General features: G+C 60.1%; 12 protein-coding genes and 2 pseudogenes. 11 read left to right on the top strand and 3 right to left on the bottom strand.

All coding sequences use genetic code 11. The features are described 5' to 3' along the window. Positions 1-21: 21 nt before the first annotated feature. Together QU481_RS09375 and QU481_RS23780 are read right to left on the bottom strand one after the other, a co-directional pair. Positions 22-162: a DUF4113 domain-containing protein gene (locus QU481_RS09375; RefSeq protein WP_289829723.1), complete on the bottom strand. Its 141-nt coding sequence runs from the start codon at positions 160-162 to the stop codon at positions 22-24. Between the two features lie 57 nt (positions 163-219). Next, a pseudogene (locus QU481_RS23780) lies at positions 220-555 on the bottom strand (hypothetical protein); the annotation flags it as partial. Between the two features lie 10 nt (positions 556-565). Here QU481_RS23780 and QU481_RS09365 point away from each other — a divergent pair. Together QU481_RS09365 and QU481_RS09360 are read left to right on the top strand one after the other, a co-directional pair. Next, positions 566-853: a hypothetical protein gene (locus tag QU481_RS09365; protein ID WP_289829697.1), complete on the top strand. Its 288-nt coding sequence runs from the start codon at positions 566-568 to the stop codon at positions 851-853. 130 nt (positions 854-983) lie between these two features. Beyond that, positions 984-2,201, top strand: a complete 1,218-nt coding sequence (locus tag QU481_RS09360; RefSeq protein ID WP_289829696.1) for a zinc ribbon domain-containing protein — start codon at positions 984-986, stop codon at positions 2,199-2,201. 225 nt (positions 2,202-2,426) lie between these two features. Here QU481_RS09360 and QU481_RS09355 read toward each other — a convergent pair. Continuing rightward, positions 2,427-3,168 (bottom strand): annotated as a pseudogene (locus tag QU481_RS09355) (IS6 family transposase). Positions 3,169-3,844: 676 nt separating this feature from the next. Between QU481_RS09355 and QU481_RS09350 the strand changes: the two are divergent. From QU481_RS09350 to QU481_RS09310, 9 genes are all read left to right on the top strand, one after another. Beyond that, entirely contained in the window at positions 3,845-4,237 is a 393-nt protein-coding gene (locus QU481_RS09350; protein ID WP_289829695.1) for a hypothetical protein, read from the top strand. A gap of 26 nt (positions 4,238-4,263) precedes the next feature. Continuing rightward, entirely contained in the window at positions 4,264-5,820 is a 1,557-nt protein-coding gene (locus QU481_RS09345) for a phage tail sheath family protein (RefSeq protein WP_289829694.1), read from the top strand. Positions 5,821-5,832: 12 nt separating this feature from the next. Then, positions 5,833-6,357 (top strand): phage tail protein, encoded by a 525-nt coding sequence (locus QU481_RS09340; RefSeq protein ID WP_289829693.1) that lies wholly within the window; start codon positions 5,833-5,835, stop codon positions 6,355-6,357. A 141-nt stretch (positions 6,358-6,498) separates the two neighbouring features. Beyond that, positions 6,499-7,125 carry a hypothetical protein gene (locus QU481_RS09335; RefSeq protein ID WP_289829692.1) on the top strand — a complete coding sequence of 209 codons (627 nt, stop codon included), beginning with the start codon at positions 6,499-6,501 and terminating at the stop codon, positions 7,123-7,125. A 620-nt stretch (positions 7,126-7,745) separates the two neighbouring features. Next, complete coding sequence (locus QU481_RS09330; RefSeq protein WP_289829691.1) at positions 7,746-7,892, top strand: hypothetical protein; 147 nt, start codon at positions 7,746-7,748, stop codon at positions 7,890-7,892. Continuing rightward, positions 7,889-9,199 carry a Pvc16 family protein gene (locus QU481_RS09325; protein WP_289829690.1) on the top strand — a complete coding sequence of 437 codons (1,311 nt, stop codon included), beginning with the start codon at positions 7,889-7,891 and terminating at the stop codon, positions 9,197-9,199. The genes QU481_RS09330 and QU481_RS09325 overlap by 4 nt, the downstream gene beginning before the upstream one ends. Further along, a complete protein-coding gene (locus tag QU481_RS09320) occupies positions 9,196-11,184 on the top strand; it encodes an ATP-binding protein (protein WP_289829689.1) in 1,989 nt (662 codons plus the stop codon). Before QU481_RS09325 ends, QU481_RS09320 begins: the two co-directional genes overlap by 4 nt. Beyond that, the gene (locus tag QU481_RS09315) at positions 11,181-11,435 is read left to right on the top strand and encodes a hypothetical protein (RefSeq protein ID WP_289829688.1); all 255 of its coding nucleotides are present in this window, start codon (positions 11,181-11,183) and stop codon (positions 11,433-11,435) included. Before QU481_RS09320 ends, QU481_RS09315 begins: the two co-directional genes overlap by 4 nt. Further along, the gene (locus tag QU481_RS09310; RefSeq protein ID WP_289829687.1) at positions 11,432-13,120 is read left to right on the top strand and encodes an eCIS core domain-containing protein; all 1,689 of its coding nucleotides are present in this window, start codon (positions 11,432-11,434) and stop codon (positions 13,118-13,120) included. Before QU481_RS09315 ends, QU481_RS09310 begins: the two co-directional genes overlap by 4 nt. The last annotated feature ends 1 nt before the right edge of the window (position 13,121 follow it).

Genomic DNA, 13,121 nt, shown 5'->3' with positions numbered 1-13,121 from the left:
GTCTGCTGTGTCCCGCGATCCTCAGCGAATGACCAGCAACTCCCGCCAGTCCGTGGCGTAGCGCGGCGAGCGTTGGTCCTGGCGCATCTGCCAGTCCGCGGTCAGCTCCTCGGCGCCGGTGCGCAGCGTGCCGCGGCCGTAGTGGCGGTTGATCCGGTCCATCGCGGCCATCAGGCCGGCGCGGCGCGGGTCCGGTGGGATGGCGAACAGGTCCTGCTGCTGGACGTGCCGGTCGCCGACCTCCATCAGCGTGACGCCGGCCTTTTGGTAGCGGTAGCCATGCCGGTAGATCCTCTGCAGGCAGGCGAGGGCGGCCTGGGTGAGGTGCCACTTGTCCCCTCGCGCCAGAGCCGTGTCCCGGATCCGCCTGGCGAAGCCCAAACCAAACTTCATCGCCCAGCGCCGCACCGTCTCGTAGGTCAGCGCAATGCCGCGTGCCGCCAGCAACTCCTCCACCATGCGCAGGCTCAGAGGGAAGCGGTAGTACAGCCACACCGCGTAGCTGATCACTTCGGGAGGGAATCGGTAGCCGGCGTAAGAGAGGGCGTTGGTCATGGACGGTTTCATGACCGCCATTTTCCTGCAGGCCCGCCCAGATCAACAAGTTGACAGTACCTTCGTGCCGACGACAGACTTACACCCAAGCCATACTGGCTTGGGTAAGGGCTTCATGCGCCCGCTGGGCGGCATGATCCGGGCCAGCACTCGGGATTTTTCGACCGGTTCCCAGCAAGTTGACAATACCATTGCCTACACTGTTACTAATCTTCTCGTTTGTAGATTCAATTATCGCGCTGTGTGCGCATGTAGAATCAAGCATTCAGCCAAAGCGGTTAGTGAATTTACTTTCTGAAATGTTAGTAAGTTGCAGCAAGTGCCGCTGGACGGCCCGCTCGCATCCAGATTGTAGACACGTCGGGCGGACATGTCGGTAATTTCTGTCCGCAAATTGGGTCCTGAATCGTTGAGCTAGGGGATGCACCGTGGTAACCCAGTGTAGTCAATGCAAAGCACAAAACCCCGATGGAAAGCGATTCTGCAGTGATTGCGGCGGGCCGCTGGATCCGGCTTTTTTTGCAATTAGAGATCTGATGGGGGCGGTCGTTAAGGATCAAGTGCGGGACGTCTTAAAAGAAACCTATAAAGATAATAAGGTGATCGAAGTCGAAGTTACCGAGGCCATCGCAGCTAGACTCTTTGAATGGGCAAAGATGCTCGCATTCCTGGTGGGCATCCCGATTACCGTGTTTCTTCTTGTCCTTGGGGTACTTGGAATCAGGACGTACTCTGATTTTACGAGCCAGGTAAAGACAGCGCAGACCGAGATCGCAGACAGATTGGTGCAGGCACAGAAACGCGCGGACAAGCTCAAGACAGAAGGAGACAATCTTAATGCGGAGTATGACAAGCTGCGGACGCAACTTGCTGAAAGCAAGGAGCTTGCGACACAGGTGAGATCACTGTCTGACCGAGTAGACAAGATTGGGGAGAAGCTCGGTTTTACATCCTCCTCAAACTTGACACCAGAAGTGCGTCGGAGGCTTGAGGCAGCATTCGGCAAATTTCAGCTTTATCTGCAGAACCTTGGATATCAAGCAAAGGGGGGTGACGTGCAACTCGATATTCGAGAAACTATGACAAGTGGTGCGATTTCCTACTACGACCCAGCTGGGAGAAAATTGGTCATCGATAAAAAATATAGCAGCGTTCCGGATGTTTTGTTTAGGGAATATATGCACGCTGTCTTGTATTCAAAGGGCGGAGTGCCGAGTGATCCAGAGGGGAAATTATGGGCGTATTACGGGATCGAGTCTGGTCTTGCCACCTATTTCCCCTGTAGCTTCAATAACAATCCGAGATTCGCCCAAATAAATGCGGCGGCCACCTGGAATCTGAGCAAGCATCGATCTTTCAATGAATTGCGTGCCGGAATCGGATTTGCAATGGCGGATGGCGCGGAAATATGGGGCGGAGCTTTCTGGGAAATGCGCGAACTTCTCGGCCAAGCCACCGCCGACAAGTTGCTATTTGATGCGTGGTTCCGGCTACGTGCGGAAGAGGTGGGTAATGATCGCGGTGCTGCTTTTGTTCGTCAATTGCTCGAAGTCGATCGCGCGACAGGCTCAACACACCGGGCGCAAATTATTAATATTTTCGCGGGACGTCAGTTGACGATCCATGGGTCACTGCCGCGAAATTAAGCCCAGTCGGACTGGTTTCTCGGTAAAATATCAACGTTAATTCTAGGCTATGTCACCGTTAAGTGTGGAATTGCCTCCTCAGCGATTTAATCTTTCAGATTGATGGTCATCACGACGGGGGAGATGATGAAAGCGACTGAGTTTGAACGGTGGCTGAGCCATATGTCCCGTCGGTATTGTCAACTTGCTGGGAACCGGTCGAAAAATCCCGAGTGCTGGCCCGGATCATGCCGCCCAGCGGGCGCATGAAGCCCTTACCCAAGCCAGTATGGCTTGGGTGTAAGTCTGTCGTCGGCACGAAGCCTCGCGATGGTAACGGCATCCCATGAATAGGTTCGAAACCTGCCCGTGCACCGAGGCGAAGCGCTGCAGCTGGCGCGCAGACTTGAAGCGGCGCATGACCTTCCCTCGCACTCGCGTGGGCTGATAGCGGTTCTCTGCCAGGTTACTCAGTCCCTTGTGCTGTCGGTGCTCCACCTTCAAGCCCAACTCGTCGTTGGCCGCCGCGTAACTGCGCAGCTTGTCGGTGACGATCACGCGCGGACGCCCATGGCGTTTGAGCAGCTTGCGCATCAGTCGTTTGGCCGCTGCCTTGTCACGCCGGCTCTGCACCAGCACATCGAGCGCGGCGCCGTGCCGATCCACCGCGCGCCACAGCCAGCGCTTCTTGTCGTTGATCGTTACCACGACTTCATCGAGGTGCCACTTGTCGTCCAGGCTCAGCGTCGTGTTGCGAATGCGTTTGGCAATCGCCAGGCCAAAGGTTACCGACCAGCGCCTCACGGTTTCATACGTCGCCTCGCTGCCGCGGGCGGGCCAGCATTTCCTCGACCATGCGCAGGCGCAGCGGAAAGCGGTAATACAGCCACACCGCGTAGCTGATCGCCTCCGCTGGAAAACGGTAGCCCTTGTATGAGATCGGGTTGGCGGTTTCAGGCCAGCAGCAACGGGAAGTTTTCTTCTTCATCTCTCCTCTTACGCCACCAACCCTGCTGCCAACGTGACAGTACCCTGGGTCAGAGGGGACATTCAATAATGTTGCATCAGGCTGGCTCTGGATGCTTTCACGTTCTTGCCGGGTAACAACGGTGCAGTAACGCCAAACTATCAACCCATGCAAAATCCACTAAAACCATGTCACAAATAATGCCATATGAGTAATAAGGTCCTGCGCCAGTAGTGAATTGCCTCTGCTTTACTAGGCATACATGGACGCCCCCGGCACACGCCGAAAACTAATGCTGAACCCTGTCTAGAAAGTCAAAGCAGATCAACAGCACACCGTATTGACTATTGAAGCGTACTAAAACGACCAAGCCACCAACTGGTTACGAGCCAGATCTGGCTTGAGCATGAGACCGAATAGTATCTGGTCAAAATTCGATACTGTCAGGTGATCATATTAAGGCGCTGTTTAACAATAGGAATGGCTATCTTTTTTTAACGTTATGTTAAAGGTTGATTAATAAAACCATCTAAGGTTACATGAGGTGCAAAATGCATTTCATAAAATTGACGTAGATCAAACCTTGCAATAACGCTGGCTATCTACTTAGATTCGTAGGGCAGACATTTGTTTGCTCATTTCTAGTGCATAAACACTCGTTACTATTAGAAATAATTATCAATATGGGAGCCTGCCCATGGCACTCGTGAACTGGTCTTTGTCGATTCAGGTGACTGGCGGGCCAACCGTATCGGTTACGACCAATCCAAACGAAGTACAAGCGACGGATCGTATCGAGGTGACAATCAAGGCCGGCGACAAGGACAAGATCGTCATGCTGCAGCCCGAGCCGGCCAGCGGTATTCATCTTTTACTGATTAAGTCCAGTTACTACGGTGCCGATCTGACCTTCAAGGTGAGCGATGGGCAAAAGGATGGGAATACCCAAGTCAAGCTGCTTGGTCCGCAGTTCTTTTCCGGTGGCGCGGTTGGCCTGTTCGATGTGAGCCCGAACCAGTTGAAAATCACCAATAACAGCGCCAAGGATAGCCTGATCGAAATTTTCATCGCTCGTGACGCGACCCCCTGATCGTCTTTGCAACGGGAGAATATTAGATGCCATCAGCATTGAGTTATCCTGGGGTCTATATCGAAGAAATATCGAGCGGTGTGCGCACCATCACTGGTGTGGCAACTTCCATCACCGCTTTCATTGGAGCGACGCTGCGTGGTCCCTTGGACACGCCGGTGCGCGTGCAGAGTTTTGCCGAGTTCGAACGCAACTTCGGCAGCCTTTGGCGCAACAGTCCGCTCTCGTATGCGGTTAACCAATTCTTTCAGAATGGGGGCTCCGACGCGCTGATCGTACGTGTGGCCAACGGTGGAAAACCAGCAACGGGGGCCGCCGACACATTGCAGCTGGTGGCCGCGTCACTCGGCGAATGGGGCGCGAAGCTCAGGGTGCGGGTGGATCTCAACACTCGGCCCGAGGTCCCGAAAGACTCAGAGCAACTCTTCAACCTGACGGTGCGTGATGCTGATACCGGAGCGGTCGAACGCTTTCTCAATGTATCGGTGTTGCCCGCACATCCCCGCTTTGTCGGCCAAGTGCTGGAGCAGGAGTCGAACCTCGTTCGCCTAGTTGCACCGGCACCCGCGGCGCGGCCCGCCGCCACATCCGATGCGACGAAAGATGACCCGCTAATCCCCGGTTTCTTTGCATTCAATTCCGACGGAGACAATGGCGCGACCATCACGGATGCGCAGGTGTCTGCCCCCGCCCTGACGTTGGCCAAGTCTGGTATCTGGGCGCTGGAAAAGGTCGATCTGTTCAATCTGTTGTGTATCCCGCCGTTCTCGTTCGATACGGACATCGGCGCCCAGACCCGTACTGCGGCAGCCGAGTATTGCGGTACCCGCCGCGCACTCTATATCGCTGACCCGCTGCTTGCTTGGAATGCGCCCTCAGATATCACTGACCAGAGTAAAGGTCCCGACGGCCTGTCGTGGGGGCTGGATCGCAACAAGAATGTGGCGCTCTATTTTCCGCGCCTGCGCTGCCCCGATCCATTGCAGGAGGGGCGCTTGGCCGAATTTGCGCCTTGCGGTGCGGTGGCCGGCCTCTATGCGCGCACCGACAGTCAGCGCGGTGTCTGGAAAGCGCCCGCCGGCATCGAGGCCACGCTCAGCGGTGTATCCGAATTGACGGTCAAGCTGACCGACGGCGAAAACGGTCAGCTCAACCCCCTGGGCGTGAACTGTCTGCGCGCTTTCTCGGTAATCGGTCGTGTCGTGTGGGGGGCGCGCACGCTACGCGGCGCGGATTCCCTGCAGGACGAATGGAAGTATGTGCCGGTCCGGCGGCTGGCCCTGTTCATTGAGGAAAGCCTGTTCCGCGGCACACAATGGGTGGTGTTCGAGCCCAACGACGAGCCGCTGTGGGCGCAAATCCGCCTCAACCTCGGTGCGTTCATGCAGAACTTGTTCCGCCAGGGAGCATTTCAGGGGAGGTCGCCACGCGAAGCCTATTTCGTGAAGTGCGACCGCGAGACCACGACGCAAAACGACATTAACCAGGGCATCGTCAATATTGTCGTCGGCTTCGCCCCACTCAAACCCGCCGAATTCGTGGTCATCAAGTTACAGCAGATGGCGGGACAAATCGAAGTTTAAGGAGCGTTCATCATGGCCATGTTCAGCGTCAATGCAACGCGTTTCGACCCATACAAGAATTTCAAGTTTCGAGTCAAATGGGATGGCCGCTACGTCGCTGGCATCAGCAAGGTGGGGGCGCTCAAGCGAACGACCGAACCGGTCGAGCATCGTGAAGGTGGCGATCCGTCCACTTCGCGCAAGTCACCTGGCCGTACCAAGTTCGAGGCCATCACGCTAGAGCGTGGAGTCACACACGACATCGAGTTCGAGCGCTGGGCCAACAAGGTATGGAACTACGGCGCCGGTCTCGGTGCGGAAGTTTCGCTGAAGGACTTTCGCAAGGACATCATCATCGAAATCTACAACGAGGCGGGGCAGCTTGTGTTGGCCTACAAGGTCTATCGGTGCTGGGTGTCCGAGTACCAAGCACTGCCCGACCTCGATGCCAATGCCAACGCAGTGGCCATTCAGCACATCAAGCTCGAAAACGAGGGCTGGGAGCGTGACTACGCTGTCACCGAACCCAGCGAACCGAGCTTTAATGAGCCGGCCTGAACTTCTCAGTCATTGCTAGAACTGCAATAAGGCTGACGTGTTGCTCAAGGAATAACCGGGGGCACCATGACACACTTGTCACGGCAACAATTGCTTGAGTTGTGGGAACGGGCTGCGAAGCGGCACCCCCTTGATCGCGCCTTGCTGTTGATGGCTGCCGCGCGGCCCGGTGAAACATTGCAACAACTGGCGGAACTGCCGATCGGCGCACGAGACCAAGCCTTGCTTGCTCTGCGTTGCGAGAACTTCGGTCCCGGCTTGCCGGCCTATGTCGATTGTCCGGCATGCTCGACCCGGCTGGAGTTCGCCTTGGACGGCGAGGCTTTGCGTTGTGAGCACACGCCCGCCTGCATCGAAGCGGATGGCATCCGGGTGCGTCCCCCTAACAGTCGGGATCTCGCGCTGGCCCTGAAGCAGCACGATCTAGAATCCGCCGTGCGTTGCCTCGCGCGACGCTGCGTGATGAGTGATCACGACCAGCCGGAACGAGACCTAACTCCAGAAGAGATTGGCCAGATGGAAGCAGTGCTGGCGGAAGCCGACAGTGCAGCCGACATCGTGCTGAATTTCTCCTGCGAGCAATGTGGCCATGAATGGCCGGGCGCGTTCGATATCGCCGGCTACCTATGGCAGGAAATCGATGCCCACGCGTGCCGACTGCTGAACGACATCCACCTACTGGCACGCGCTTACGGCTGGACCGAGCGCGATGTGCTTGCACTCAGCGACGAACGCCGGGCCGCCTACATTAATAGGGTGACGGCATGAACGGCTACTTCACGCGACTATTGACGCGAGCGCAGGCAAAAGGACCCGCTCCACGTCCTCAGGCGAGTCTGCCTTTCAACGCAGCGGCTTTCAGCGATTTGCCGCCTCCGAGGGATGAGGCTTTATTCAACGAAGCCGAAACGCCTCACCCAACAGTACCAACATTATCGGCACCACCGGAACCCCTGGCGCAAAGGCTGGCGCCAAGTGAGCACGATTCGGGGTCAAGGGTCGCGTCTGCTCACACGCCCACATCATCTCCGAAGCAAGAGCTTGCAACGGGTGAAGCCGATGATGAGCCATCCAACGGCCATCTCTCCCAATCCACGACCGTGCGGGAATGGCCGAGCCACACCCAAGAAGACTTCGCCCTCGAAGGTATCCGCTCCGAGCCGGTGGAACGGGCGCTTCCCGCTTCCATGGCCACTGCAAGCGATCCGCTCAGAGGGATCCAAGGGCACGCATTTGACGATGATTTTCGCTTGATGCACGACGCTGAGCCCACAGCGTCAGATCGGGCGTCGTTACGAACCCCTGTGGTATACGCCGATGGGGCGATGAGTCCCGCGGAGTCGGCCATCCGCAACGGCCCGCCGCAGTCGGCTCAGCAAGGCGATTCCATGCCGACCGAAGTCCACGTGACCATCGGCCGCATCGAGGTCAGCGCAGTGCCGGCAACCGCGCCAGAGAAGCGAGCACCGACGGAACGACGCCAACCGATGTCGCTGGACGAATACCTCGCACGTCGCCAGCGGGGTGGGCCATGAGTACCGCGCTCGCGATCGCAGGTGTGACCGCCGTTCTGCGTGACCTGCTCAACGATGGGATCATCAATCACAACGTCAGCGGCGTGGTGGGCAACACCGTGACCGTGAGCGCCCTGCCGCCCGATCGTGTGATTCCGACCAACGGCGTGGAAGGTACGCAAATCAATCTGTTCCTGCACCAGGTCACGCCCAATGCCGCCTGGCGCAACGAGGGTCTCCCCTCGCGCGACGCCTCGGGTGCGCAGCGGCTCTCCAACCCGCCGCTGGCACTCGATCTGCACTACCTCATCAGCGCCTACGGGGCCGAAGATCTGCACGCCGAAATCCTCCTCGGCTACGCCATGCAATTGCTGCACGAAACCCCCGTGCTTGCTCGAGATGCCATCCGCACCGCATTGTCGCCGTCCCCTGCAGTAGGCGCGACGCTGCCGCCGGCCCTGCGTGCGCTGGCCGATTGCGGGCTGGCTGACCAGTTCGAACAGATCCGCATCACGCCGGCGACGATGGGTTCCGAGGAGATGTCGCGGCTTTGGACGGCGCTGCAGACGCATTACCGACCGACCGCGGCCTACCAGGTGTCAGTCGTGCTCATCCAGTCGGTGCTCCCGACACGGATGGTGTTGCCGGTACTCTCGCGCGGCGCCGTCGACCCAGCGTCAGGACGTGAGCGTGGTGTGGTCGTTCAGCCGAACCTGCTGCCACCGTTCCCCATCATCCAGACCGTGTCCGCCTTGGGGGGGGAGCCGATGGCGCGGCTGGATGACGTTGTGTCGCTCAATGGTTTTCACCTCGATGGCAGCGCGCGGGAAGTGTTGCTGGAAAACGATCGCCTCGGCATCACACAGGTGTTGCCGGCTTCGAACAATAGCGCGGCGGGGCTGCTGCAATTCGCGGTGCCGATGGCGCGCTCGGCGGATTTCCCCGCCGGCTTGTATCGAGTTTCCGCGCGGTTAGTGCGGTCTGGTGAGGCGGACCCTAGGCAGACCAATAGGCTGGCGCTGGTGCTGGTACCGCAGATCACCGGACTACCCGTCGACGTGGCACGCGACGGCGCAGGGACCGCAAGGTTCACGCTCAAATTCACACCGCATCTACGCCCTGGGCAGACCGTTTCGCTCATTCTCGATCAGCGTGAAGTGATGCCGGAAACCTTCGTCGCGCCGACCAACTCGCTTGATTTTGTGGTTGCGGACGCGCCGGTGGGCAAACACTTGGCGCGTCTGCGTATCGATGGCCTCGACAGCCCCATCATCGACCGGTCGAAGTCGCCGCCCGTGTTCTACAACCAGCGCATCAACATCACATGAACGGCCCGCACCCCTCCCTCGCCTGGACCGATGCCAATCAGCAGCTGCTGGTGGCCGAGTTTGAACGGCTCAAACAGCGGCTTGGTACCGAGGGTGATGCACAGCCTTCCGAGTTTGCCCGGCTCAAACAACGATTCGGTTTAGTGGGCAATGCACTGCGCCCCGCATCGGCCCTGGAAACTGCCCGTGCAGCGATGCCGGCACCGGCTGCGATCGATCAGCTGTCGGATTGCTTCGGTCTCAGCGCCTTCGAGCGTGACGTGCTGCTGCTATGCGCAGGTGTGGAGATGGATGCGCAACTGGCCGCGCAATGTACGGTGGTCTCAGGCGACTTTCGCCGGCCGGGCCCGACCTTCGGGCTGGCGCTGGCCGCTCTGGACGAACCGCACTGGAGTGCGCTCGCCCCCGTCCGTCCGCTACGGCGCTGGCGCTTGGTGGAAGTCGAGCAGGTGGCGGGCGTGGCACAAGGCCGCCTGCGCATCGACGAGCGCATCCTGCATTACCTGGCCGGGGTGAATTATCTCGACGTCCGCTTGGGTAGCCTGCTGCGCCCGTTGACGCCGCCCACTGTGATGGCCGACGCGCATCGTGCCATCTGCGATGCCGTGCACAACGCGCTTGAAATGACGACCGGGAACGGGGTGCCAGCGGTATGGCTGACCGGCGACGATGCACTGGGGCAGAGCGATGTGGCCGCGGCGGTCGCAGCGGCACTGGGCCTGGAACTGCACGCCCTGCGCGCGGAGGACGTGCCGGCCGACCACGCAGAGCTGGAGGCGTTCGCTACGCTCTGGGAGCGCGAAGCCGTACTGCTCGGCGGTGCCCTGCTGGTGGGTGGCGGCGCCGATGTCTTGCCGCACGCGGCCTATCGTTTAGTCGACGCGTTACGCGGCCTGGTTTTCGTCAGCACGAGCCAGCCGCAACCGCTCGAGCGGCCCGCCCTGCGCTTCACCATCAATAAGCCCGACGCGGTCGAGCAGAAGCAGCTGTGGCAACAGGCGCTCGGCGATGGCGCCACTCGACTCAACAACGCCCTCGATGGTGTTGCCAGTCAGTTCAGACTCAGCGCCCGCACGATCCAGATGCAGGGGGCACAACTGGCGCCTACGCTGGCGGCCGACGACGACGCTGACACGGCGATTTGGGCAGCCTGCCGTACGATGGGCCATGCGAAGCTCGGCGAGTTGGCCCAGCACATCGAGGTGGCCGCCGGCTGGGATGACCTGATCCTGCCTGAGGCGCAAAAAGCCACGCTGCGGCAAATCGGCACCCAGGTGAAGAACCGCCTCACGGTGTACCTCGAATGGGGTTTCGCCGACCAGGGGACGCGCGGGCTCGGCATCAGCGCCTTGTTCGCCGGCGAGAGCGGCACCGGCAAGACCATGGCCGCCGAAGTGCTGGCCAATAAACTGCAACTCGATCTCTACCGTATCGATCTGTCGTCGGTGGTCAGCAAATACATCGGCGAAACGGAGAAGAACCTGCGCCGCGTGTTCGACGCCGCGGAAGAGGGCGGGGCGATCCTGCTGTTCGATGAGGCCGACGCGCTGTTCGGCAAGCGCAGCGAAGTCAAAGACAGCCACGACCGCTACGCCAATATCGAGGTCAGCTACCTGCTGCAGCGCATGGAAGCGTACCGCGGACTGGCCATCCTCACCTCCAACTTGAAAACGGCGCTGGATCCGGCGTTCCAGCGCCGCCTGCGTTTTGTCGTGCAGTTTCCGTTTCCCGACCAGACCCTGCGCGAAGCGATCTGGCGCAGGATCTTTCCCGCGCGCACGCCGCTGAATGGGCTCGATTACCAGAAACTGGCACGGCTTAGCGTGGCGGGCGGCAACATCCGCAGCATCGCGCTCAACGCGGCCTTCCTGGCGGCGGAGATGGGTGAGCCCGTTAGCATGGCCCATCTGCTGCAAGCGGCCCATCACGAAGCGGGCAAGCGCGATCGTCCGTTGTCCGACACGGAAACGCGGGGGTGGATATGAAGCGCGTCATCGTGCACATCGATAGCCTGGTGCTCAAGGGTTTTCACCATGAAGACCGGCATGCGATTGCAGAGGGCTTGCAGCGGGAGCTGGCCCAGCTTTTCGCCGACCCGCAGGCCACGCGACAATTGATGGCTGTGGGAAATAGGTCGCGGATGCGGGTGAGCAGTATTCAAATCGATCCGGGCTCGAGGCCACAGGGTGTCGGGACGGAAGTGGCACGCGGTATCGGCAAGGAGATCAAGCCATGAGCACCGCCGCACCGCTGCAGACTAAAGCCGCCAAGTCAGCGCCTTTGAGCAATTCGCCCGATGCTGGATGGCTGCTGCAACGCAAATGCGCCTGTGGTTCGCCGACATCGTCGCTGAGCGGCGAATGCGAGCAATGCAAGAGCAAGCAGCGCGTCCAGGCCAAACTGACCATAGGCGCGAGCAACGACCCGCTGGAGCAGGAAGCCGCCCGGATCGCCGACCAGGTATTGGCCGCGCCGGCCCATGCGGCCGTCAGCGGCGCAGCACCGCACATCCAGCGTTTTGCGGGACCAGCGAGCGGGCAGGCGGAGTTGGCGCCGCCCAGCGTAGACCGCGTTCTGGCTAGCCCCGGCAGGCCGCTCGAGACAGCGCTCCGACAAAACATGGAACAGCGCTTCGGCTACGACTTCAGCCACGTGCGAGTACACACAGATACACGGGCGGCGAAATCGGCGCAGGCGTTGAATGCATTGGCGTATACAGTGGGGCGGAATGTGGTGTTTGGAGCTGGACGGTTTTCACCAGACACCGAAGCCGGTGACGGGCTGCTGGCCCACGAGCTGACCCACGTCGTCCAGCAGCGACAAGGTCGCGCAACCGGCTTGCAGCGGCGCCCGCCATGGATCAACGACTCAGACCCGCTGGAGCGCGAGGCCGACGAAGCCGGTTTGCGACGTCGCGGTACCCTGTCCTACCGCGAGGCGATGGAGAGCATCATCCCGCCGCGTGAGCGGCCGCCGGCCGCCAACCTGCCCGACGCCCGGACCCGGGTTCTTGGGGCCGAGCAGGCCATGTTTGACGATCTGCGGACCTACATGACCGGCTTGCCTGCCCGGTTGCGGGCGCTGGTCGCTTCCGGTAGCGGGGGAGAGGCGTGGCTCGTCGCCGACAATGTTTACGTCCAGAGCGCTTTGAGAGTTCTCGATCAACTCGTCACCGACCTCGCAGCTCCCAACTTCGTCGTACGTTTCGACCAGCCCGTTACCGGCGTTGAGGCGGCTGCCTACGACTACGCCAACAACCAGATGCACCTGCGGCCCTTCGCGTCGCATGAGGAACGCACCGTGCTGGCCAGTGACCTGCTGCATGAATATGCACACCTCCTCCAGGACCGCGAGGCGGAACAGGTGTTCGCCCGCCAGAAAGCCCCACATGTGGCCACCCGAGAGGAAGACCTGAAAAGCGAGATTGAAGCGCGCCGCGAGCACGTGTATTTCAGCGAGATGCTGCGCGTGCTGGGCGAGCCCGTCCCCACCGGGGCGATCTTCGGCTCGCGCCTGTCCGACATGGTGTTCCGAAACAGATTCGAGGCCGAACGCACGGGCAAGACTAAGAAGGAACGCACCGCTGCGACCAAGGACATCCGCGCCACGATCGAAAAAGCTTACGCGACGCAGATTGCGGCCAACGCCTCCATCAAGACCTACACCATCGAGCTCGACAGTCGCAACCATGCTCTCTTGCACTGGGACATCGCCGGACAGCCGACACCGCGCGACCTGGGCGAGGTCCCGAAGGATCTCGCCAACCGAGAACAGCTGCAATCCCGACTCTCCACCATGGTCCGTGGACTGCCGGAGTTCAGCTCATTGTTCGCCGCGCCGGGCGGGAAGCGTTTCGCCACGCTGATGTTCGAGGTGCAGTACGACGGCGGGCCCATCACCGGCTTTGCCTTGGAACCGTGAG

Origin of the sequence: Crenobacter oryzisoli (genome assembly GCF_030385785.1) — a bacterium.
GTDB classification, from domain to species: Bacteria; Pseudomonadota; Gammaproteobacteria; order Burkholderiales; family Chromobacteriaceae; genus Crenobacter_A; species Crenobacter_A oryzisoli.
The sequence above is the reverse complement of the archived record's forward strand: the minus strand, read 5'-3'. Positions and strand labels throughout refer to the sequence as shown.

What these genes read in the sequence shown, in the direction of transcription:
- QU481_RS09320 (WP_289829689.1), top strand. Translation starts at nt 9,196, where the DNA reads ATGAACGGCCCGCACCCCTCCCTCGCCTGGACCGATGCCAATCAGCAG.
- QU481_RS09315 (WP_289829688.1), top strand. Translation starts at nt 11,181, where the DNA reads ATGAAGCGCGTCATCGTGCACATCGATAGCCTGGTGCTCAAGGGTTTT.
- QU481_RS09310 (WP_289829687.1), top strand. Translation starts at nt 11,432, where the DNA reads ATGAGCACCGCCGCACCGCTGCAGACTAAAGCCGCCAAGTCAGCGCCT.
- QU481_RS09345 (WP_289829694.1), top strand. Translation starts at nt 4,264, where the DNA reads ATGCCATCAGCATTGAGTTATCCTGGGGTCTATATCGAAGAAATATCG.
- QU481_RS09350 (WP_289829695.1), top strand. Translation starts at nt 3,845, where the DNA reads ATGGCACTCGTGAACTGGTCTTTGTCGATTCAGGTGACTGGCGGGCCA.
- QU481_RS09325 (WP_289829690.1), top strand. Translation starts at nt 7,889, where the DNA reads ATGAGTACCGCGCTCGCGATCGCAGGTGTGACCGCCGTTCTGCGTGAC.
- QU481_RS09375 (WP_289829723.1), bottom strand. Translation starts at nt 162, where the DNA reads ATGGACCGGATCAACCGCCACTACGGCCGCGGCACGCTGCGCACCGGC.
- QU481_RS09340 (WP_289829693.1), top strand. Translation starts at nt 5,833, where the DNA reads ATGGCCATGTTCAGCGTCAATGCAACGCGTTTCGACCCATACAAGAAT.
- QU481_RS09365 (WP_289829697.1), top strand. Translation starts at nt 566, where the DNA reads ATGACCGCCATTTTCCTGCAGGCCCGCCCAGATCAACAAGTTGACAGT.
- QU481_RS09330 (WP_289829691.1), top strand. Translation starts at nt 7,746, where the DNA reads ATGCCGACCGAAGTCCACGTGACCATCGGCCGCATCGAGGTCAGCGCA.